Genomic DNA, 20,517 nt, shown 5'->3' on the forward strand with positions numbered 1-20,517 from the left:
GACGGAAAAGTGGGTGCTATCAGACTATCAAAGATCTGAGGGACGGGCAGCGGCAAATATTTCCTCTAGAATCTCTTGGGCACCTTGATCTCGCACTTTTTGTGCAAGATCAACCCCTAATTGTTTTGCGCTAGCAATAGGGCCTGAAACGGTGTCTTTAATCAAGCGTTTGCCATCTAAACTGGCCACCATGCCCACGAGGGTTAGCTGTCCTTCGGTAAGGGTGGTATTGACGCCAATGGGAACTTGACAGCCGCCCTCTAATTCATGGAGAAAGGAACGTTCAGCTGTACAACGATGGGCAGAGGGTTCATGCTCTAATGCCTGAATAAAGGCCATGATTTCTTCATCCCCTTCCCGGCATTCAATCCCTAAGGCCCCTTGGCCGACGGCATGTAATGAGATTTCTGCAGGAATAACCTGATGGATGCGGTCGCCAAAGCCTAGCCGTTGCAATCCAGCCACTGCTAGGATAATTCCATCATATTCACCCGAATCTAGCTTCTGAAGGCGGGTATTTAAGTTGCCACGAATATCTTTGAATTCTAAGTGGGGATAGTGGTAACGGAGTTGGGCTAGTCGCCGTAGAGAGGATGTGCCAATTACAGCTCCTTTGGGTAAGGTATCGAGCTGATAGTCTTTAAAATTTTCATGGACGACTAGGGCATCTGCAGGATCAACCCGTTCCGTCACAACGCCGAGGCACAGGCCTTTCGGTAAGTTGGTCGGTAAATCTTTGAGAGAATGCACCGCTAAATCGGTCTCTTTGCGGAGCATAGACACTTCTAGCTCTTTAGTAAATAATCCCTTGTCTCCAATTTTGGCCAGAGCAACATCGAGGATATTGTCCCCTTGTGTGGACATGGTGCAAACTTCAAATTCGTAGTCAGGAAAATGTTTTTGCAATTCTCCTTGGACCCAGTGCGTCTGCACGAGAGCCAGTTGACTTTTACGGGAACCAATCCGTATCACACGGGTAGGGCTGGAGGCAGACATAGAATCAATTCGCTGTTAATTGCAGCGGTAAAGATGAGCGTACCTCAACAGCTTACAGAATTGCGGGAGTACTCGAAAGAGAACTGCTTGCTTTGAACGCAAAACAGTCGTGATTTTTGGTAGGCAGCGGTAAGAAGCCTCTAAGATTTATTCTTTTTTCGGTCAACTCGCTTTTTTAGCTCTTGAATCAGGGGTTGAACTCGCTCATATTCTTGAGTCGATCCTTGACCTTGGTAGATTTTAGCGGCTTGCTGATAGTCCGATAAGGCTTCTTCGTATTGTCGGAGTGCTGAATGGATGAGGCCCCGATTATTATAGGCGGTTGCATTCTCGGGATTCGTGGCGATGGCTTGAGAGTAATCCTTTAAGGCGGCTTCTCGATCGCCTTGAGAGGCATGGAGATTGCCTCGGTTGGTATAGGCCGCTGCAAATTTTGGATCGAGTTTTAGCACTTGTGAGTAATCTGCGATCGCAGATTCGTTTTGTCCTGCTGTGCTGTGGGCAATGCCTCGATTGTAGTAGGCCAAGGTATCTTCAGCATTGAAGGTAATGGCTTGGGTGAAATCTTGGATTGCAGCTTCAGTATCCCCCCGCCTTTAAATGAGCAGTGCCTCGATTCTTATAGGCGGCTGCATATTTCGCATCCATTTGAATGGATGCCGTAAAATCTGCAATGGCGTCTTGGGAGTTCCCCTGGTTTAACTGGGCTAGGCCCCGGTTATATAAGGCTGCGGCATATTTGGGATCTAATTCAATGGCTTTAGAATAGTCTGCTAGGGCTGTGGCATTATCCCCAGAATTGGTATAAGCCACGCCGCGATTAAAGTAGGCCAAAGCTGACTTGGGCTGGAATTTAATCACCTGCCCATAATCTTGGATGGCTGCCAGGTGATTGCCATTGGCGGCATGAGCGCGCCCCCGGTTGAGATAGGCTTCCGGATTCTTGGCATCTCGCTGCAATACCTGATTGTAGTCATTGAGAGCAGCTTGGTAATTTTGGGCCGCAGCAAACGCTAAGCCCCGATTTAAATAGATTTTGGTTAACTCAACTTTTTTAGGGTTGAGTTGGATGACCTTGGTATAGTCTGCGATCGCAGACTGATTATTCCCCAAGACCGTATGGGCATACCCCCGATTTACATAGGCTAGGGCATAGTTTTTATTCACCTGAATCGCTTTGTTGTAGTCCTGAATCGCCCCTTTGAAATTGCCTTTGCCATACTTCTCAACCCCTTGGCGTAAATGGACAAGTGCCTGCTGACTGCCTTGTTTGGCAGTTGCCTTGGGCTTAGTTGGCTGAGTTTTCTTGACAGCTTTCGGTGCAGCCTTTGGGGTGGGTTGGGCAACGGGCTTAGCTTTTGTGGGTGGCTTTGCCGTAGGCGCTTTGGGTGCTGTGGGTTGCGATGCCGGTTTGGTGGGGGGCGGTTTGACCCGTTGGCGGCTTAGCTTGAGTTGGCTTAGTTTCTGCTGGCTTTACTTCTGTTTTTTCTGCTGAAGTCGAAGGTGTTGGAGACGTTACGGGTGGCCCAGTAACTTTTCGGGGATCTGGGGTGCGAATTGGCCCAGGAGCCTTCTCAATAAATTCGTTGGGCAATGGCTCTAAAGAAGAGGGCTTGGCCGGAGTCTTTGAAGCGGGCGGCTGAGTTTTTGTGGGGGCTGAAGACGGTGTTGAAGTGGATGGGGCTTGTGCCTGGACTCTATCGAGAGTCACTCCGCTTACTATTGCCAACCCCCAGAGCAGTAAGGTTGGGCCTAAAAACTGTTTCTTCAGAAGGGTTGGAGTAAAGATAGAATGACGTGCCATTGCTCTAAAAATAAACTAGCCAGCGAATATTCTGGCCCTACTATAGCGATATCTGAGTGAAATTACATGAGGAAGTCTTTTTTTCGTCTCAAATGAGGTCCATGAGACTGTAGAGTGTTCAGGGGAATCAATTGAAACAATTCATTAAGCATGGGTTTCAAGGCCAAGGGTGGCTGTTCTTTGGGGCTGGTTAGCACATGCTGATATGGTTCAAAATAGAGCACCACATCACCAAAGGGATTTGCAAGCAATGCGCATATTAATGATGGGCGGAACCCGGTTTATCGGCGTTTATCTCAGCCGGACCTTGGTGGAGCAGGGGCATGAAGTTGTGTTATTCAATCGTGGGAACCACTCGCCTGCAGTGGCAGGCTTAACCCAAATTCAGGGTGATCGCACGGATGCTGACCAACTACAAGCCAAGCTAGCCCATGAGAAATTTGATGCCATTTTTGATAACAATGGTCGGAAATTATCAGATACTCAGCCCTTAGCTGCGCTCTTTAAGGATCAGGTTCAACACTTTATTTATATGAGTTCGGCGGGAGTCTATCTCAAATCGGATCAAATGCCCCATCGGGAAGACGATCCGACCGATCCGAAAAGTCGCCATTTAGGTAAAGCAGAAGCAGAGACCGATTTAGCTGCTCAAGGTTTGCCCTTCACATCGATTCGCCCTACCTATATCTATGGTCCCCAAAACTACAACGATGTAGAAGCTTGGTTTTTTGACCGGCTTGTTCGCCAGCGCCCGATTCCGATTCCTGGCAACGGCCAACATATTACCCAGCTAGGGCATGTCCAAGACTTAGCCCTAGCGATGGCTGCGGTCCTAGGCAATACTCAAGCGATTGGCCAGATTTATAACGTCAGTGGTGATCGCTATGTCACTTTTGACGGTATTGCTAAAGCTTGTGCCTTAGCCGTTGGCCAGTCTCCTGATGACTTGAAACTGGTGCATTATGATCCTGCCCAGTTTGACTTTGGCAAACGGAAAGCCTTTCCCATGCGTTTACAGAACTTCTTTGCTGATATTCATAAGGTATGTGCAGATCTCGACTGGCACCCTCAATATGATCTGGTAAGTGGCCTACAAGATTCTTTTCAAAACGATTATCTGACTAGCAAGCGGGATCAAGCGGATATTGATTTCTCGTTAGACGATCAAATCTTGGCAGCAGTGACTTGATTATATACAGCTACTTCACACCTAAAAATTGAGGTGTCATATCATCAATTTTTAGGTGTGAAGAGCGAGTCACTCTAGTCCCCTAGATAGATGCCTAGTCCTCTGGCCGTTTTTACGAGTGTCCCAGTGGGATCAACGGCTCGGTAATGTGCGATCGCATCCACAATCGGAACGCTCATAACCTGACGGTTTTGCCAAGTCACCATTTGATCAAACTGGCTTTCAGCAATCAGATCGACGGCCGCGACCCCAAAAGCCGCCCCAATTAGTCGATCAGAAGGTGACGGCATGCCGCCTCGCTGGACATGCCCCAAAACCGTCACCCGGGTTTCGGCCACATGACGACTGCAAATTTGTTCGGATAAATACTGGCCGATGCCACCCAGACGGCATTCGCCTAATCCATCCGTATGGGTTAATGGGTCTCCGCCCTCAGTCCGCACCGCCTCAGCTACGATAATCAGAGAATAGTTTTTCCCCTTACTCTGACGTTCTTTGATTTTGGCGCAGACATTCTCAATGGTGTAGGGAATTTCAGGAATCAAGATGATATCAGCGCCTCCAGCAATACCAGCACTGATGGCAATATGTCCTGCATCTCGACCCATCACCTCCAGGATAATGACACGGCTATGGCTGGCTGCAGTAAACTGCAAGCGGTCTAAGGCTTCTGTGGCAATATTTACGGCCGTATCAAACCCCACAGAGCGTTCTGTAACCCCCACATCATTGTCAATGGTTTTGGGGATGCCCACCAAGTTCCAGTTACCCTGTTGGGCTAGTTTTCGTAAGATGGCAATGCTGCCGTCTCCCCCAATACCTATCAGAGCGTCCAATCCAAGCTTGCGATATCCCGCAATCATATCTTCAGAGCGATCGATCAACGTGCCATCTGGCATTGGGAAAGCAAAAGGATTTCCCTTATTTGTGGTGCCTAACATGGTCCCTCCTGCTGTGAGCAAAGGACTCATCTGTTGAGGTTGAAGCGTCACTGCTGCGGGTGGATCTTTCAATAAACCATGAGTGGCTTGTTGAATCCCGATCACCTCCCAACCATAATGTTCAACAGCTCGAAGCACCACTGCTCGAATGGTTGGGTTGAGCCCCGCACAATCACCACCACTGGTCAGAATACCGACCCGTTTTGTATCACCCATATTTACTCACTATGACCCAGAGGATTGGTATTAAAGATAGATGTAACCTAAACCATAGAGTGCAGGATCATAGGGAAATCAAGGTTGAATTTATCTTTGTCAGGGAAAGTTCAAGCCCCTCACTCATGATCAGCGAGGAATAAGGTAACGGTTCCTAGTTCCGACCTAAATTTGTCGACTCATCCGACTTGTCTGTATACTCAAGTAGTACAGGTGTTTTATTAATTCTTCTTTATGCTGATGGGCATAAAGAATATAGAACTCTGTATCAGAAAATTTTGACTTGATGTGCGTTAGGGCTGGATCAATCGTGGAACCTTTATCAAAAGCTCAACAAGAATTATTTGATTGGTTGGTTCAATTCATTGATCAACATCAACATGCTCCATCTATTCGGCAGATGATGCAGGCCATGAAGCTCAAATCACCGGCCCCAGTTCAGAGCCGCTTGGATCATTTGCGCAAGAAAGGCTATGTAGATTGGGAAATTGGGCAAGCCCGGACGTTGCGGATTGTTCACCCGGAGCACTTACAGTCCGATATGGATCAGATTCCGATCCTGGGTGCGATCGCAGCAGGTGGACTGATTGAGCCATTTGTTGAAGTGGTGGATTCCTTAGAATTCAGCCCTAAACAATTGCCACCCAAATCCTACGCTCTTAGGGTGAATGGAGACAGCATGATTGATGCGCATATTACGGATGGAGATATCGTGATTATGCGCCCTGTTCAAGAACCGAAGACCATAAAAAATGGAACGATTGTTGCCGCTAGAGTCGAGGGAGAAGGAACAACTCTAAAGCGATTTCATTTAGAGAGGAATGAAGTCACCCTTGAAGCTGCCAACTTCAAATATCAGCCGATCAAAGTATTAGCGACACAGGTAGAAATTCAAGGCTCCTTAATCGGAGTATGGCGAAAATATTTTTGAAGTATTGGACATATAAGTGCGTCTTAAGCCAGAAAAGGATTATGACACCATCCGGAGTTTGGCAATCCACATATCTGATGGATCACTATAATAGTCGATTTCATCAATTCGATACTCTGACTGCTGACCAGTGTCGCAGATGTGAATCACATCTCCTTTACGAACATTGGCCTTACAAGAGGTCATGAAAAAACCAGATTGATCGGGGGCCGCTTCGATGCAAAAATCGCTAGACAAGGCAGAGTGTTCGTAGCGATGAACTCTGCTCTTGCGCGAGCGAACTGGTACATTCCAGCGTGGAGATGAGATGGGCTGATGGAATTGTGTAAACACCATAATGGCAAAGATCCCCCGAAAACCTAAATCGGTTCAATATGACTTACATTATCATACTTGTCAGATGATTTTATGATAAATAGTCTGTCTTACTTGACCTAACACCTCAATGAACATGCTGTGCTTGAGAAACGGTTGTAACAATCCTGTTAGCGACCTAAATGCATTTGAATCAAGACTCAGCAGTAGTTAGAGAACTCTATTTAAAAACCTGATCCTAGTAGTATTTACTTCATTTTGTCTGTCTCAGACCTATATTTTTAGTCAGATTCTGACTAAAAATCATGACTTAATATGACTTTATGAATAATATGACTTTACGGAACGCAGCAACTGTTAAGGTGCAATACCAGCAATTACAACCCCTACTGAGGGTATTGTGGGTTGCCTAACTTGAGTAGGGGAACAATTTCACGGGTAACCTTATCTAAAACTTGTGGGAATACACAGCTAATTGATCGCTTGACTGTTCCGGGGGGACTGTGATTAGCATCACAAACTCATGAACTTAGTCGTTGTAGAGTCAAATAACCAAAAGTTTGGCCTTATAAAGCCAAACGATATTGTTTTTGGATCAATTAAGAGTCGTTTTGCCACTTATCAACTGTTAGTAATCTTCTTCAACAAAGAGTGCTGCCAGCAAATCTAGTGTAGAATTGTTAAAAAAAAGTAAATAAAGTAAAATATTGCATAAATTACTAATGCAATGCAGATTACTTTATAAGTCTGTGCACTTAGTACTTATGTGGTTTTCCGGTTCTTTTCATCATCTATGAATTAATAGAAAAGGATCGATTCTCTATTTATACCTTTGGAAAAAATGGGGAAGTTTGTTAGCTTCGTTAGGATTGATGATTCTCAAGTAATGGCTTGTTCTCTCTGAATACATGTGCTAGAAACCATAGCTGATTTTTCAGGATGCTGCATCTTTAGATCCTAGATTCTGGAGATACGAAGGAATGACTGTTGATTGAGAAAAAAATAGCCTGATTAGAGTTGATGAATTAGAAAAAAATAAGTAGCATCAATATTTATTATTCGCTGACGTAATTTTGAATGGCTAACTTGGGAAAACTAATAAGGGGGGATAGACCATCTATGTTCGGTCTCAGTAAAGGTTGGGTTAGCAAGTACCCGGCCAATCATTTTTTATCTCCAACAATAGGCTATTCAGAATAGTCAAAATATTATGTATAACGGCGCTCGCAACTTTATCAATGACACAACTCCAACTCCAGCAAAAGTAGCTGATCCCCTTTATCTAGTGCCTTCTCTCCCACAAGGACAACCGGAGTCTAAGCAAGCCTACTTAATTCTGCAGCGCCTTTTTCCAAATGCGGAACTGAGTAATATCCAAACCACTGTTTTTCTGCAGGCTTGGCAGGGAAAAACCTATCAACAAATCGCTCAAAGTACGGGCTATGATGCTGACTACATCAAAGATGTTGGTCATAAATTGTGGCGAAAATTGTCAGAACTTTTGGGAGAGTCTTTATCTAAGCATAATTTTTGCTCAATTCTCAGGCGTCGATACCAGCAGTTGGAAGATACTGAACTGGCTCAGGTGTCTCATACTGGCGGAGTGAGGACGATGCAATCTCACAAGTCGAAAAGAGAATCAGGACGTTCATTACCCATGTGTGATTGGGGAGAGGCTGCGGCAGTGCCTGTGTTTGTGGGGCGGCAGTTTGTACTCACTCAGCTGAAGCGATGGATTATTGAAGATCACAATCGCCTCATTGGTATCTTCGGGTTGGGTGGTGTAGGTAAAACGGCTCTCGCAGTGAAATGTGTTGAACAGGTTCAAAGTCTTTTTGACTGCGTTATTTGGCGGTCTTTAAGAGATCAACCAGATTTTGACGCTCTGATGATGGATTTACTGCAGTCCATCACTGGCCAAGAAGATCTTGAGTTACCGGATACTGCTCAAGATAAAGTAACGCTTTTGCTTGCGTACTTGAACGAGCACCGTTGCCTTCTGGTGTTAGATGATTGGTTTTCTGTATTGCAGGGGCATGAGTTAGCGGGTAGCTATCAAGAAGGCTGTGAGACCTATGGTTTACTCCTAAGGCGGATTAGTGAAAGTCGACATAATAGCTGTGTCTTAATTACTAGCCGAGAACAACCTTCTGGCTTGGCGTTTACTGATAATGAAGCCTTCCCGAGCCGAACACTTTATCTAGATGGATTAGACCAAGAATCAGGTCAAGAAGCCTTGAAAGCTTTTGGTCTAGAGGCTTCTGATGACTGTTCTGATGTTTTACTAGAGCGTTATACCGGCAATCCTTTAGCGTTGCGCATTGCGGTGAAAACCATCGTTGACTTTTTTGCTGGGAATGTCCCTCAATTCTTGGATAGAGATGAGTTGATTTATGGGGATATCAGACGGCTATTGTTACAGCAATTTGGGCGTCTTTCTAAATTAGAGATGTCCATTATGAAAAGTCTAGCAAGCCTGGATACTCCTGGATCTTTAGCAGATATTGCTCAGGATATTTCCTTAGAGGAAAGTGATTTATTACTAGATGCATTGGAGTCTTTACATCGCCGTTCTTTTATCTGGAAGCAAAACGGTCGTATTAGCGTACCCCAGCTTCTCAAAGAATATATTCAAGCATCCAACAAATTAGGTAGAGCTTAGGAGCATTCCTCGATCGCCGCTTATAGGGTCCTCGGCAATAAGTTAATTGACGAGGACCCTTCTGGTGTCTGGGTATCAGTCTTTACTTTTAGAGTGAGTACAACTAATCTGTATATCTTCCAACGGTTAGGATTGGGATGATTCCCACACTATGTTTGAGGTGGGTCTGGGAATGTTACTCATCTCTAGTAAGGGCATGAGCAATTTTGATAATTGCGTATACAGATTCTCAAGCTTGCTTCGTTTTTGTCTGAATCTTCAACGCCTTTGCATGATTGTTGATGCAAGAATCTGAATTGTCTGAGGTTATCAAGCGTTTTTTCGAAATGCCACGTGAGACCTATTTGGTGGAAGTCACGACACACTGCTAGAGTTTTGCGAGAATTTTTTGCTTAACGGCTTGATATTTTTGTTTAAGAAGCTGTTTACTATCGATTAATGTGCCGGTGGTAGTGGTTTGCTTTGCTGTCGATAAACAGTCTTTGAGCAATTGGCACTGCCGCTCTGGAATTTTAATGGTGACAACGCTCACGGGTTGCCCCGGATTGGATGCATCAAACAACATGAGTAGGTAATACCCCATTTCACTCAGTAATTTGGTGATATGCTGACCGCCAGTATCTTTTAGATCGACATAGCATGGGAGCCATCGCGGACCTTGTTGGCGATCAAATAAAGTGGTGATCCAAAGAATGGCTGGGTGAGGGGTAAAGGTACATAGGAAATTACTATGACGCTTGCTGAGAGATCGTTGCTCAATTTCTTGTTTGGTCAGCATTACCCATAAGCCTACGGCTTCTTGATCCGAGGATTGAATGGTTTGTGCAAATACAATGTTGGCGATGGGTTTATTCTCAGGCCAGGAGGCTCGCCATGCCAAATCTTCGGTGGACCAAAAGACAACTTGTGTTTGCTCGGCAACGGTTAAGTTGGCACGCTGAGTCTGCTGTTGGGGGGGGATTGAGGCTAAGTCGATAGATGAGTTGTTGATCAAAGATGGAGCGACCCCTGGTCCTGGGTGAGAAATGCCCTTTAATGTCTTGATGATGTCTGTGACCGATTGAGGTCTTTGGGTTGGAGACTTAGCTAAACAACTCATCACTAAGTCTTCGAGGGCTCCAGGGATCTTCAGGGTCGGCGCTACATCTCGGAGTCGTTGAGGGGGAAATTGTTGATGTGCCTGGGCCCAACTTTCAATTGTGTTGGCTGTAGCCATAATTGGGAAATAGCCAGTAAGGGTTTCAAACATGGTGATTCCCAAACTGTAAATATCAGAACGAGCATCAACGACTGCACCAGAAAATTGCTCGGGGGAGCCATAGGCAACAGTTCCCACAAAGGCATGAGAGCGCAGATCCTCAGACTGGCTACTTAAAAAGTCCGCAATTCCGAAGTCTAGAAGTTTGGTAAGTTCGCCTAAGCTGGCATCTTTGATCAGAAAAATATTACTAGGTTTGATATCTCGGTGAATGACTTGATGGAGTTCACCTTCGATATTGATGCCTTGATGGGCACACTTCATGCCTGCACAGACCTGGGTCATGATGTGAATGAAGCGATTTAAGGGTAAACGACCTGCTTCAATCAAGTCATCCAAGGTTTGCCCTTGCATAAACTCCATGACATAGAACGGAATATGCTCTTCATGTAAGCCGTAGTCTAGTACTCGTACGATATTCAAGCTTTGATGGCCTAGTAAGGCACCAATCCGTGCTTCTCTCGCAAAACGAGATGCGATCGCATCATTGTTTAGGGTATGGGTTAAAAATTTTACGGCGACGGTCACGTCACCCAGCAGTTGATCTTGGGCTCGATAAACACTGCCCATGGCGCCACTGCCCACCAACTCCATCAGCTTGTAGCGATCGATTAAGAGTTGACCAACCTGAATACTAGATTTTTGGCTTTTTGTCGGTGCGGACGATTGATTGAACTTAAAATATTTGTTGAGCAGCTTCACTGACGGTGTATCCCCGGTTCTGCGAAAAAACCTAGATCGCTTTATTCTTAGTTTGCCCGGAGAACAGGCTGGACCACACAAGTTAAGTAGACGGGGATCACTACCCTATGAACGGGATTTGCCAGGACTAGCCGATATATTCGTCTGTTGGAGATAAAAACGAGGCGAGAAAGATACCTTTCTCGCCTCGCACTAGTAGAAGTTAAGTTTTAAGAAAAGGGATGATTTAGACCAACCACTCTAAAACAGCTTCTTCTTTGGTGTTGGTGCGGCGTTCGGGGGTTTCCCGAGTAAACTTCATGTGAATAGAGCGATTTTGCTCACCATCCGCGGCCACAGCCATGATTGGATAATCAATCAGACCATCTTGGAAAGACATTTGGAATCGGAAAGTTCCATCGGGATTGAGCTGGATGGGTTGACCCCCAACGGTGACGGTTGCATCTGGCTCGGTGGCACCGTAAACAATCAGCTCAGCATCAGCGACTAACCAGAACTGGCGAGGTCGAATGGGCGGTGCAGAAGCCCCGATTCCGACCCCAGACATGTTCACGCCGGAAGCCGTCGGGATGGCCCAAAGACCGACTCCAGAAGGAAAGACATAGGAACTCAGGGTAGACTCGTGAGCGGGAGCTTGGGGAGCTTGCTGCATGGACCCATAAAGAGAACCGGCAACCCGTAGCGCTTCGACGCCTTCGGCCATGCCGAAGACTTCCTCATAAATGCTGTTGTCAGAAGCAGAAGCCTGTGGCTCCTGCTCTGGGGGCACTAGGGTAGCAATCTGCTGGCCCTGTAAGTCCATCTCCCAATCGACGGTAACGAACTGATCTTCTACCCAGTCGGAAGGATAGGTGGGGGGGACATGCACTGGAACAGAGCGAGCCAAGACTAACCAGCGACCATCGGCACAGCGGTAACCAATTTCAATCACGTAATCGCGATCGCTAACAGGTAGGGGTAAGTACCATTCTTGGGCAAGCTCATCACAAGGATATTCCTGCACACTGTGGGGGACCTGGTAAGCCAAGTCAATATTCGTGGCATCGTAGAGACGTAATGCGAGTTGTTGTCCTCCCTGATTGCGCAAAATCACCTTGTGATCATGGGGAATATCCCAGTAGGTGTAAGCCCATTGGGGATCTCTCGGCATCAGAACAATCCGAGTCTCACCGTACCCTTCGGGTAAGTCGTTAATTTCGGCATCAACCGATGCTAACTCCACAGCATCTTCTTGCCCCACTTCAAATTTTGCAGCTTCTACCCGCTCTTGATCCGTCACAGTCCCGGAAAATTCAGGGCTAGCTTGGTGATTCATGGTTGCAGGAACCGATGCATTTTTCTGAGCTACGCGAATGGATGCGAGCAACTGGTCTTTGCGCATCCGGCTGTAACGTGACACCCCATAACGGCTGGCAACACGACGAAGTTGACGCAAAGTCATCTGGTCTAAAGGCAATTGTTCTGGGGACATATCAGCAGAGACCTCTAAGGGTAACGAACGATTTGAGAGCGCCATACCATAGTTAACCTTGAGTAAATATAACTAGTTGGGGATCGCTTTGTTAACAAATATGTACGAGATCTCAGAGTTCGTCAAGGCTTAAAAGCTAGTAAAAATAGCTTGTTTATGGAAAGTAGGTATTTCTGGGGATCTTATAGTCATGAATTCATGACATTTTAGAGTGTTGAGGGGATCATCTCTTTTATGGAGGGATCAGAGTGGTGTTCAGTCCTCGATGGGATCGGATTAAAACAGCAGTGGTTTTGATCCGATCCCACTCCATAACCTACCCATATCGCCCGTAGGGCCGGTACTTAAGCGCTACAGCGTGAATGCAGATTCTATATAGTCGAGCAATATGAATTGATAGCCCCCAACATGGAAAGGCTGTTTGATATCTATGGCAGTCTCTTGTAACTCATCATGAATATCGACTGTGTTGGGCGGCTGGGAGATCCAGTTGCACTGTACTAAAGCCACATCAAATTGACAGAATAGCTCCGCTAATTCGGGATGCTTCCCTAGATAAATTTGGGCTGTTTTCCATAGCTTTTGCTGTTTCGACTGCGTAATCGCTAAAAGACCATCCGCATCCCAATTTTGAGCCTGACGGGTTTTGACTTCTACGAAGGCCAGACGATTGGCATTGATATGAGGGGTAGGGGTGGAAGCGCTAGATCTGGCGATAATATCGATTTCACCCCATCGACAATGCCAGCGTCTGTCGAGAATATGCCATTGCTGTTGGGTGAGCCATTGACAGACAAGTTGTTCACCCCACTCTCCCACTTGGAGGTTGAGGGACTGACGATTGGGGCGAGGTGCAGCAGGAGGCATATTTCTTTCAAGCAGCCAAGAGTCCGATAGGATCAATACATACACTATCGGCTTCATCATCCTTGATCGCGTTGTTACTCCCCTGACTTACAGACAATAATTATGAAAATGAAAGGTTTAAACTTATCCACAGCTTTTCCACAGCTCAGACGCATAGTGTGGACTTGTGTCATGACCGGGTTTTTGGTTGGCTTCAGCCTGACCAGTTGGCTGCCCACGGCTCAGGCAGATGTCTATAACAAAGAGATATTGTTAAACGCCGATTTTTCTAATCGTGATTTAACGGACGCTAGCTTTACCAAGGCTGATCTCCGAGGGAGCGATTTTAGTAATAGTGATTTACGCGGGGTGAGCTTTTTTGCCGCCAATTTAGAAGACGTCAATTTAGAAGGGGCGAATCTTAGCGTTGCTACCTTAGATAGTGCTCGATTTGCGCGGGCTAATCTCACAAATGCCAATCTAGAAGGGGCTTTTGCCTTTAATACTGAATTTCGTCGAGCGATTATCGATGGTGCCGATTTTACCGATGTTGATGTGCGAGATGACACCCTAGAAGTGCTCTGTGCGGCTGCCCAAGGCACCAATCCCGTGACAGGACGGAACACTCGGGATACTTTGTATTGTGAGTAGACCGATTTTGATGAGCACCATGGCGAAAAGCTTCCCTTTCGGTCAACGGCTACTAGGAACTGTATTGTGAATGCGATCGCAACCCGATTCCAGCTCCATAAACTCTCTCGCAAGTGGATTGGACTTTTTTGTCTGGTGGTATTGCTGGTCTTGAGCTGTAGTCCTCGTCCTTCAGACTTATCTACCAATTCAGAAGAGGGGCGCATTACCCTGGGCAGCACAGCCAAAATTCGGACGATTGATCCGGCAGACGCTTATGAACTCTTCCCCGCGACGTTGCTCTATAACATGGGTGAAACCCTTTATACCTATGATTTAGACAACACCACACTCAATCCACAATTAGCAACCGTCTTGCCTACGGTTAGTGAAGATGGCCTGATATACAAGATTCCCTTGCGACAAGGGGTTGTCTTTCACGATGGCACCCCCTTTAATGCGGAGGCCATGGCCTTTTCCTTGCAGCGGTTTATGGACAATGGCGGCCAACCGTCTTTTTTGCTCGCTGAACCGATTGCTGAGGTCAAAGCGTCTGGAGACTATGAACTGCAAATTACCCTCAACCAGCCTTTTGCAGCCTTACCGGCCCTGTTAACCTTTTTTGGGGCTTGTGCCGTTTCGCCGCAAGCCTACACCATTGGTCCAGGTGCATTTAAACCCAAGAGCTTTGTGGGAACTGGACCTTATAAACTGGTGGACTACCGCAGCGATAATATTCGGTTGGATGTCTTCGAGCAATATTGGGGTGACAAACCTGCGAACTCAGGCATTAATCTGCAGCTTTTTTCGACACCTGCCAATCTCTTTAACCAGTTTAAAACAGGTGCCATTGACGTTGGCTATCAAGGGTTAGAAACAGACCAAATTCAAAGTCTACAGGCAGAGGCATCCTCGGCTGAGTGGCAAGTGATTGAGGCTAAGGGCAATGCCGTTACCCATATGGTGTTGAACGTCAAGCAGAAGCCTTTAGACCAGGTGACTGTTCGACGGGCTATTGCTCTGCTCGTGGATCGCCCCCTCATTAAGAAGCGGGTTTATCAGGGACAAGCAGAACCTCTATATAGTCTGATTCCTAGTACGTTCGATGCCGCTCGGCCTGTATTCCAAAGTAAATATGGCGATGGAGATGCAGCTCAAGCCCGTCAGTTGTTAACGGCTGCAGGCTATTCTGCTCAAAAGCCCCTAACGCTGGATCTGTGGTATCCATCCAATTATGTGGCACGACGTCTGATTGCGAACTTGATGAAAGCTGTTGTTGAAGAGCGATCTCAAGGGATTCTCAAGCTGAAGTTAGAAGGTGTGGAATCTACCGTTGGCAATAACAGTTTGTCCAAAGGGATTTATCCAGCCTATTTAGTCAACTGGTATCCAGACTTTTTTGACCCGGATACCTATATTCAACCGTTTCTGTCTTGCAGCAAAGGAACAGAGAGCAATGGCTGTGAAGAAGGGGCGAGTCGCTCCCTCGGGTCTTTTTACTACAACGGCAAGATCAATCGATTAATTAAGCAACAGCGTCAAACTCAAGATGATCAAGAGCGCCAGACTTTTTTGACCCAGATTCAGGAAGTCTTAGCTGAAGATATTCCCTACATCCCCCTCATTCAGCGAAAGGAATACGCGTTTAGTGGCAAAGGAATTGAGGGTGTCCAGATTACCAAAACCCAGCAGTTTCCCCTATGGACCATTCGTAAGTCTTAGGGCTGTCCTTTTGGTCAGCGATGGGTTTGACAGGGCGGGCTTTAATACAGGCCTTCTTCTTGATCGGTGGCAATGGTGCAGTCTGATAGAGCATAGGTTACACATAGCAAGGCATAACCTTCGCCAATTTGGTCATCGTCTAAGAAGGATTGGTCAGCTTGATCGATGGTGCCCTTGATCAGTTTGCCTGCACAAGATGAACATGCGCCTGCCCGACAGGAAAAGGGTAGATCGAGACCATTATCTTCAGCAACATCCAGAATATATTCATCGTCTGGAACGTCAATGGTTTCTTCAAGTCCCTTTTCTTCATTAATCAAAGTGACTTTGTAGTAGGTGGTCATCACAAATCTCCTAAACGAAAAAGCTGTATGTCATGAAAAGCTGAAGCTCAAACTATTCAGGCACTGGGCAATGTGGGGGGGAGAACCGTTAACGCGACCAAACAGACATAGACCACAGTGAAATAGGTTTCGAAACGGGCAATATGCTCAAAGCGACATTGGGTGTACCAGTCTCGCTGCCAGATGACGACTGCAAATTTCAACAGGGCTATGGTAAATGTGAGGGCGGTGAGCGGTAGTAGCCAGTGGCTATAGAACAATGCCAAGGTAATCAAAATCGCAATGCTCAAGAAAATGAAGCTGGGTTTGAGATTGCTGGTTTTGGTTTTGCGGAGCTTAATCGTAAAGATAGCGCTGGCATAAAATAACGTATTCAACATCCATAAACCCCAGGCTTGTGGGGTTAAATTGCTCGTTGTTGCCCCATAGGTCAGTAACGTAGACAGGCAAATGGCGGCAAACATGACCAGCTCATTGGCAATGGATTTTTGTTGGTGTTTGAGAACTGCGATCGCATCTAGAATCAGAGCAATAGCGCCACACAAGTACAACCACATCAATATTGGACTGTGCCTAGCCAGATAAAAGGCAATTAAGAGACTAGAACCGCCGTACATACTGGCCCAAACCAAATATCTAGGCTTCCAGCTCCGTCGCTGTTTGACTTGGACAATCAATGGATGCTCGGCTTGCAACGCACAACCTGCACAAACACAGGCCCAAGTTGTATCGCTGGTCCAGGATTGGGCTAAGGCAGCACCAGAGAGTAACGATCCGAATAAAACCAGCAAAGCGCCATGTTCTGGGGCAAAAGTGGGGCGATACCAAGAGTGCATGGGAGACAAAAGGCAAAAATAAAGGGACAAGCCAAATGAAATGACCCACATTAGGTCACAAAAAAACAAAGGGAGTCAGGATCTATGACCCCCTTTGTTAGCGCGGCTCAAGTGAATCAGGTTTCATGCCCAGTTAGGTTGTCTAATCAAAAAACTAGACACCCTAATTGGTTTTAGAAGAGTTTGGAACCTATCAGATCCAACAACACTTTAGTATTAATTGAGAATAAATGTCAATTAATACTTTGCCGATCTCCGTATGGATAGAGATTAGCTCAGCTAATCTGCTTCAGGCATGAGTACAGCAATCTCTCTTCTCCCTGGATGCTTCATAACGTCTGCTGTCTCGGAAAGCAGGATTCCTGGATTTAGTAGGACGACTCGGGCTTTTGAGTTTCATGGGGGGATAAGGCCTGAAAAGGCTCCCCTGCAAATCGTTGACTATGGCTGACGCGAACATATGCGATGGCAAATGTACCGAGAAAAGCCATCCAAAGTCCCACACCCAACATTACATACTTATGCATAGAGCGAGTGGTCAAGCTAGTTGAGGGTGTTTTTGTCTGAGTTTGCATTGTGTTGATAAGACCTCAAAGAATATTGTTAATGGGGCATTAAAGGTAAGTATGGAAAAATCGGGTGCCAATTCATGACAGTGGCAGCCACTAGAAAAAAGATCAGGCTGCCATAGAGGCTGTTGGCACGAATATTCCGCGTTTTCCAAAGCTGATGTAGAATCGCCCAGCTCAAAAGCCAGCTGACCAGCATTAAGGTTTCCTTACCGGAATAGCTGCCAATTTCTCCATAGACCTGATCGCCAGTGCGGCTGCCTGGAATCCATTCCCCTAAGGACCAAACAATGGCATTCCAGCTCTTAAACAAGACCGTTAAGTGTTGATTCACCATCAGTAAAAAGCAGCTAAATGCAGCGCTCAGAAGAGCGGCGGCGGCGGGGCCAGAGACCGTGGGAGCCTCGGGTGCTCCTTTAGCAAGGGATTGGGGGAATTGCTTGAGCCAATTCCCCACTCTGAGATAGAGCGGTTGTGACATTGATTTCATAGGTTACGGATGGCTAAACTACAAACTGTGAATTCGGGCTACATTGAGCCCACTAACAAATCCGCCCATGGCAAAGAACATCATGGCCATCATGGCGATACAGGTCGCGGACAGAACCACGCGATGCTGACGCTCCATAATTTGATCGCCGTATTGCCACAACACCCAGGTTGAGGCCACCCCTAACGGCAAAGTAAATAACACCGTAAATTCATGATATTCCATGAATAAGTAGTGAACTAACGGTGTATTCTCCAAAATCCAGCGACGAGCACCTCCTATGGGTGCCCGATATCGCATATAGGCCCAATTGCCTGAAGCAATCGCTAAAAAAGCGATAGACGAGGCCCAAAAAATGACGGTGCGAACTTGCGGCAATATTCGGTGAGACCCTCGCAATAAGGGAAATGCCAGATGCCCTGCATAGGCAATTACAACAGTAGCTAAGAGCGCGGCAACGCCATGAATCGCTCCCATCGACCGCTGCCAAGGGCTAGGACTCAAAACATTGACAACGGGCAAAAATAGAAACAAGCCTGCCGAAAGCAGTCCTAATGCGTAAACGCAGATTGTGGCAATATCTTTTGTTTTCGGAAAGGTTACAGGTTTTACATCAATCGGTTGTTGCATACAGAAATCGCCTTTAAGTTAATGTCTCCCAATAGAGGATTCGCAGCGTAATACGCTGGGTGGACTCCTGTCTCAGAACGCTAACCTTTCTATGAGGTAAGCGTTCCAACGAAATCCTGTTGGTCTGTTATGGACAGAGTTGGATTCACCCAAATGCAGTCTTTTTAAAGACTCTAGAAGAATGCACAATTGTGAATGTATTACTCACAAGATACTTTATCAATAAGTGGCATTTATATTGAGAAAGAATTTCAATAATTGTTGCAGTATTAGGAATTAGGTCGTGCGAGGCTGCGACCTAGAGCCAACAGCTTGCCAATAGACCATCTATTGGCAAGCCGTTGGCAAAACTAAAAAATCATTGTCTAATATCGCTTGAAGACAGTGCTCCAAAGCTTTTCAGGCTAGTTGACTGGCAGGGATAGCTTAAGATTTGGCGTTGCTCGACGACGGGATGATTCTAAATATCGCCCTACCTTGAAAACTTTGCCCTACAATTCTTTCAGGATATTGATGAGATTGGAATCATCCCTGAATTGAGCAATGTCTAAGACGCAGCGGGCTTAAGATTAGGTAAAAGCTCTACTTTTACGGGGGCAGGTGTCAGGGGCTTTAATCTCAAATCCACGTAAAATTCGTTTTGCTCTAGCTCCACTTTGGATTGAGCACAGAGTAATAACAATGCCCAGAAGACCCCCACCCGGTCGTTCATAAAGGATAGTAACTCTTCAAAGTCTAGCCAGATTTGGTTGGGATCTAAGCGGGCAAAAATTTCCTCTAATTGCTCTGCAACTTCTGAAAGATTTTCTTGGTGAGCCAGTTGTGTAATCGCTTTCATCGATTTGGCTTTCGACATGCGCCGGACTTTGCGGACTTTGGGGCGCTCGGCTTGGCGCTCAACGGCAACGGCCATCAGTTCTAACTGATTGATCAACTCTGTTAGGGTTACCCGTCGTCGTTGGGGAGGACGAGCCACAGGACGACGTTGCAGACAGCCTTCTAAGGGAGAGGGGAGGCCGTTGGATACGGCTTCCATATCGTCAAATAAGAGCAGCTCCATTTCATCTGGCTCTTGCGGTTCTTCAATGAAGTCACCTAGGGTTTCGGCCTTGAGAAGAACCAGCATGGATGCATAGAGAAAAGCCTGGCCTGAATCTGACAGTTCCTGGGAGTCTTGATAGGATAAGTGGCTTAAAAACCGGTCAAAGACATCAATGACTTGCACATCCCATGGATCGATTTCACCCCGTTGGGCTAAGTCGATCAGCATAGAGATGGCATTGTGGGCAAAGGAACTGCTCATATAGATTTAGTCTGGAACAAGCTCAGACGGTGGAGGAGTAAGGATAGTGGATTCAGGTTCTGAACGAGGAACAACGGTTTTTATCGTTGGTTCAGATAAGGTGGCAACAGAGACGGCATCACTGGTGACCGTTGCTTGGCTAGGAAGGAGCAGGCGTTGCTCTTCTAGTTCGGCTTTGTAGCGTTCAAGGTCTATTTGTAAGGATTCAATTTCAACTTCTCTTGCTTGCAAAGCTTCGCGGGTGACAAATAACTCTTGCACCGTCGTCCAAACGCTAAAGACCCAGGCGAGAATAGCGCCAATCCCTAAGGTAATAATCAATTCAATCGACAATGGAGCTGTGATTTGGATGCCATTCACGACTTTGATACTGACAAGTTGTGTATTTTCGATCGCAAATAAGACAACAGCCAGACAAATGACAAAAATCAGAGTAAAGTTGACCTGCCGCATTCGATAACTCCCAAGGTTATATAATTCTGCAATTTCAGCGATACTAAGCTTTTGATGGATTGAGATTGAGCTTACAAAAGGGCTAATTTTGGATATTTTTTCAAAGCTTAGCAGGTCTCGCGAGATTTAGGCAGTTTCCTTTAGAGGAATATTAAAATTCGGGCTTGTTAGGATAACAGTACCGTTTCCTTTTCCTGACAAATTTATTC

At 46.2% G+C, this 20,517-nt stretch carries 21 protein-coding genes; 5 read left to right on the top strand and 16 right to left on the bottom strand.

All coding sequences use genetic code 11. The annotated features are described in order from the left end of the window. Positions 1-27: 27 nt before the first annotated feature. The 4 genes from hemC to HRE53_RS16680 all read right to left on the bottom strand — a co-directional run bounded on the left by hemC (position 28) and on the right by HRE53_RS16680 (position 2,800). Positions 28-996: a hydroxymethylbilane synthase gene (hemC, locus tag HRE53_RS16665; RefSeq protein WP_235107256.1), complete on the bottom strand. Its 969-nt coding sequence runs from the start codon at positions 994-996 to the stop codon at positions 28-30. Between the two features lie 140 nt (positions 997-1,136). Then, a complete protein-coding gene (locus tag HRE53_RS16670; RefSeq protein ID WP_315876612.1) occupies positions 1,137-1,568 on the bottom strand; it encodes a tetratricopeptide repeat protein in 432 nt (143 codons plus the stop codon). A 7-nt stretch (positions 1,569-1,575) separates the two neighbouring features. Further along, positions 1,576-2,190: a tetratricopeptide repeat protein gene (locus HRE53_RS16675; protein ID WP_235111150.1), complete on the bottom strand. Its 615-nt coding sequence runs from the start codon at positions 2,188-2,190 to the stop codon at positions 1,576-1,578. Positions 2,191-2,347: 157 nt separating this feature from the next. Further along, positions 2,348-2,800, bottom strand: coding sequence for a hypothetical protein (locus tag HRE53_RS16680; RefSeq protein ID WP_235107257.1), 453 nt, complete (start codon positions 2,798-2,800; stop codon positions 2,348-2,350). A gap of 250 nt (positions 2,801-3,050) precedes the next feature. Between HRE53_RS16680 and HRE53_RS16685 the strand changes: the two genes are divergently transcribed. Then, positions 3,051-3,989 (top strand): NAD-dependent epimerase/dehydratase family protein, encoded by a 939-nt coding sequence (locus HRE53_RS16685; RefSeq protein WP_235107258.1) that lies wholly within the window; start codon positions 3,051-3,053, stop codon positions 3,987-3,989. 74 nt (positions 3,990-4,063) lie between these two features. Here the strand turns inward: HRE53_RS16685 and HRE53_RS16690 are convergent, their stop codons facing one another. Continuing rightward, the gene (locus HRE53_RS16690; RefSeq protein WP_235107259.1) at positions 4,064-5,146 is read right to left on the bottom strand and encodes an ATP-dependent 6-phosphofructokinase; all 1,083 of its coding nucleotides are present in this window, start codon (positions 5,144-5,146) and stop codon (positions 4,064-4,066) included. A 310-nt stretch (positions 5,147-5,456) separates the two neighbouring features. Between HRE53_RS16690 and lexA the strand changes: the two genes are divergently transcribed. Beyond that, the gene (lexA, locus tag HRE53_RS16695) at positions 5,457-6,077 is read left to right on the top strand and encodes a transcriptional repressor LexA (RefSeq protein WP_212664444.1); all 621 of its coding nucleotides are present in this window, start codon (positions 5,457-5,459) and stop codon (positions 6,075-6,077) included. A gap of 39 nt (positions 6,078-6,116) precedes the next feature. Here lexA and HRE53_RS16700 read toward each other — a convergent pair whose 3' ends face one another. Next, positions 6,117-6,413: a hypothetical protein gene (locus tag HRE53_RS16700; RefSeq protein ID WP_235107260.1), complete on the bottom strand. Its 297-nt coding sequence runs from the start codon at positions 6,411-6,413 to the stop codon at positions 6,117-6,119. Between the two features lie 1,189 nt (positions 6,414-7,602). Here HRE53_RS16700 and HRE53_RS16705 point away from each other — a divergent pair. Continuing rightward, a complete protein-coding gene (locus HRE53_RS16705) occupies positions 7,603-9,054 on the top strand; it encodes an NB-ARC domain-containing protein (RefSeq protein WP_235107261.1) in 1,452 nt (483 codons plus the stop codon). A gap of 367 nt (positions 9,055-9,421) precedes the next feature. Here HRE53_RS16705 and HRE53_RS16710 read toward each other — a convergent pair whose 3' ends face one another. The 3 genes from HRE53_RS16710 to HRE53_RS16720 all read right to left on the bottom strand — a co-directional run bounded on the left by HRE53_RS16710 (position 9,422) and on the right by HRE53_RS16720 (position 13,352). Beyond that, positions 9,422-11,014 (bottom strand): serine/threonine-protein kinase, encoded by a 1,593-nt coding sequence (locus HRE53_RS16710; RefSeq protein ID WP_235107262.1) that lies wholly within the window; start codon positions 11,012-11,014, stop codon positions 9,422-9,424. Between the two features lie 226 nt (positions 11,015-11,240). Continuing rightward, complete coding sequence (locus HRE53_RS16715; RefSeq protein WP_235111151.1) at positions 11,241-12,485, bottom strand: DUF4912 domain-containing protein; 1,245 nt, start codon at positions 12,483-12,485, stop codon at positions 11,241-11,243. Positions 12,486-12,836: 351 nt separating this feature from the next. Then, positions 12,837-13,352 (bottom strand): YraN family protein, encoded by a 516-nt coding sequence (locus HRE53_RS16720; RefSeq protein ID WP_235107263.1) that lies wholly within the window; start codon positions 13,350-13,352, stop codon positions 12,837-12,839. A 102-nt stretch (positions 13,353-13,454) separates the two neighbouring features. Between HRE53_RS16720 and HRE53_RS16725 the strand changes: the two genes are divergently transcribed. Both HRE53_RS16725 and HRE53_RS16730 read left to right on the top strand, forming a co-directional pair. Beyond that, a complete protein-coding gene (locus HRE53_RS16725; protein ID WP_212664447.1) occupies positions 13,455-13,982 on the top strand; it encodes a pentapeptide repeat-containing protein in 528 nt (175 codons plus the stop codon). Between the two features lie 63 nt (positions 13,983-14,045). After that, positions 14,046-15,683, top strand: a complete 1,638-nt coding sequence (locus HRE53_RS16730; protein WP_235111152.1) for an ABC transporter substrate-binding protein — start codon at positions 14,046-14,048, stop codon at positions 15,681-15,683. 41 nt (positions 15,684-15,724) lie between these two features. Here HRE53_RS16730 and HRE53_RS16735 read toward each other — a convergent pair whose 3' ends face one another. From HRE53_RS16735 to HRE53_RS16765, 7 genes are all read right to left on the bottom strand, one after another. Continuing rightward, positions 15,725-16,027: a 2Fe-2S iron-sulfur cluster-binding protein gene (locus HRE53_RS16735; protein WP_212664448.1), complete on the bottom strand. Its 303-nt coding sequence runs from the start codon at positions 16,025-16,027 to the stop codon at positions 15,725-15,727. A gap of 56 nt (positions 16,028-16,083) precedes the next feature. Beyond that, the gene (locus HRE53_RS16740) at positions 16,084-16,863 is read right to left on the bottom strand and encodes a YwiC-like family protein (protein WP_235107264.1); all 780 of its coding nucleotides are present in this window, start codon (positions 16,861-16,863) and stop codon (positions 16,084-16,086) included. Between the two features lie 368 nt (positions 16,864-17,231). Beyond that, positions 17,232-17,438: a hypothetical protein gene (locus tag HRE53_RS16745; RefSeq protein WP_212664450.1), complete on the bottom strand. Its 207-nt coding sequence runs from the start codon at positions 17,436-17,438 to the stop codon at positions 17,232-17,234. A gap of 28 nt (positions 17,439-17,466) precedes the next feature. After that, positions 17,467-17,913, bottom strand: coding sequence for a hypothetical protein (locus HRE53_RS16750; protein ID WP_315876614.1), 447 nt, complete (start codon positions 17,911-17,913; stop codon positions 17,467-17,469). Positions 17,914-17,940: 27 nt separating this feature from the next. Continuing rightward, positions 17,941-18,552 carry a hypothetical protein gene (locus HRE53_RS16755; RefSeq protein WP_212664451.1) on the bottom strand — a complete coding sequence of 204 codons (612 nt, stop codon included), beginning with the start codon at positions 18,550-18,552 and terminating at the stop codon, positions 17,941-17,943. A 547-nt stretch (positions 18,553-19,099) separates the two neighbouring features. After that, the gene (locus HRE53_RS16760) at positions 19,100-19,855 is read right to left on the bottom strand and encodes a segregation/condensation protein A (protein ID WP_212664452.1); all 756 of its coding nucleotides are present in this window, start codon (positions 19,853-19,855) and stop codon (positions 19,100-19,102) included. Between the two features lie 6 nt (positions 19,856-19,861). Continuing rightward, positions 19,862-20,308: a lipopolysaccharide assembly protein LapA domain-containing protein gene (locus HRE53_RS16765; protein WP_212664453.1), complete on the bottom strand. Its 447-nt coding sequence runs from the start codon at positions 20,306-20,308 to the stop codon at positions 19,862-19,864. Positions 20,309-20,517 lie beyond the last annotated feature (209 nt).

The organism is Acaryochloris sp. 'Moss Beach' (genome assembly GCF_021497025.1).
GTDB classification, from domain to species: domain Bacteria; phylum Cyanobacteriota; class Cyanobacteriia; order Thermosynechococcales; family Thermosynechococcaceae; genus Acaryochloris; species Acaryochloris marina_A.